The organism is Methanotorris formicicus Mc-S-70, assembly GCF_000243455.1.
Classification (GTDB): domain Archaea; phylum AGJL01; class Methanococci; order Methanococcales; family Methanococcaceae; genus Methanotorris; species Methanotorris formicicus.
In genome coordinates, this window is the sequence record NZ_AGJL01000106.1 from 1 (window position 1) to 1649 (window position 1649).

At 30.6% G+C, this 1649-nt stretch carries 1 protein-coding gene and 1 pseudogene; both read right to left on the reverse strand.

The features are described from left to right. Positions 1–112 precede the first annotated feature (112 nt). Positions 113–1363, reverse strand: a complete 1251-nt coding sequence (locus METFODRAFT_RS09560) for a hypothetical protein (RefSeq protein ID WP_007045426.1) — start codon at positions 1361–1363, stop codon at positions 113–115. A gap of 188 nt (positions 1364–1551) precedes the next feature. Further along, positions 1552–1649 (reverse strand): annotated as a pseudogene (locus METFODRAFT_RS10825) (coenzyme F420 hydrogenase subunit beta); the annotation flags it as partial.

Consider the following 1649-nt stretch of genomic DNA (forward strand, 5'->3'; position numbering starts at 1 on the left):
ATATTGCGATTATTATTTATATATGTAATTGTAAGTGAAGATGAGCGTATCTATAAAATAAAAAATACTTTAAATTTATGCATAATTTATGATTTAAAATTAAAAAATTAATTTACCTGCCTTTTGTCTTCCCAATAACCTTTCTCTCGGCCTTTCCCTTCTTTACTTTTTTCTTTTCTTTCTTTTTCTTTATCTTCTCTTTTTTTGGTTTCTTTTCTTTTTTCTTACTTTTTGGTTTTTCTTTCTTTTTCTTCTTTGGTGGTTTTGGGTATTTCTTCTTAATTTCTTCAACTTTTTTCTCCAACTCCTCTAAAAGAACATCACCAATATAATTACCAAATACATCCGCTCTTGTAGCAATTGAAATCTTACATGCTAAAGGTCTCGCTATCTTCCCACGCAAGTATTTTGGAGAACCTTGGATGAATGGATGTTGATAAATTACCCCATGCTTTGGTGGTTCTGCTCCTTCCCTCAAATGGGCAAATAATGCCTTCTCTGCCCCCAAAACTTGAACTGTAGATGCTGGGAATTTTGAAAGTTTCTCCAAACCTCCAGATAAACTTATCAATCTCGCTCCTAAAGATGCTCCTGCAATTTTTGTTAAATTTGGAGCAGATTCCTCCATTAAATTTTCCAAGTAATCCTGTAATTCTTTCCTTCTCTCATATAATCTTTTTATTTCCTCAGCCATATCCCTTAAAACTCTCAAGTCCTCCTCCGAGATGTCCCCACCCATGGAAGATTTTGCAGAGTTTGCAAGTTCTTTTGCCACATTTGAAGGGAGTATTTTCTTCAATTGGGATTTTGTGAATTTTTCCCTTTCTCCAAGTTGAGCAATTAAATTTACATAAAGTTCGTGTTTTTTAACAATTTTGTCCATTTCAGGGAAATATAATGAGTACCACTCCCTAATTCTTTCAGAAAGGAGATTTAAAATTTTATCCAAATCATCTAATGCCTCAACAGTTTGAATAATCAATTTATCCTTTTGTTGGGAAAAGGATTTCATAGACAGCTTTGTCAATTCCAAAGCCCAAAAATTCATCTTATTTATGAAATCATCATAATCCTTAAAAACCCCAAACTTTTTTCCCAACTCATATAAGTTAGTCCTAACGATTTCTCCAGCGATGTTGGGCTTGCCAAAAACCTCCACATCAACTTCATCATCAACATTCCATTCTTTCTTTAAATTTTCAATTATACTCTGTACATTCCCTCTCTTCAAATCGTATAGAATTTTTGGGATTTCCTCTTCATTAAAAATCTTATAATACTCAATATCATCAATAGTGTAAGTGTAAATCTCTTTTTCTTTTAAAGCAAATGCTCCAAATGGTGAAAAGGCAATAAATAACATTTCATCACCCCTTTAAATGAGAATATTATTTTATTTGTTCATCAACTACTTTATATTTCTTTGTATCTTTAAAGTTAATTTTACCAAATTTAAAAAATAAAAAACAAATTCTCAAATTTAACTGAATCTAAAAAAGCAATTATTGATAAAATCCAATCCTTAAAAAAGTTAAATAAAATAAAAGTTATTTAGTAAGGAACTGGTAATCCTAATTCTTTTCTATGTTCAATTTCTTTTGCATTTTTCTCTTTCTTAGTTAAAGCCAACTTCTCAACTAATCCTAAAC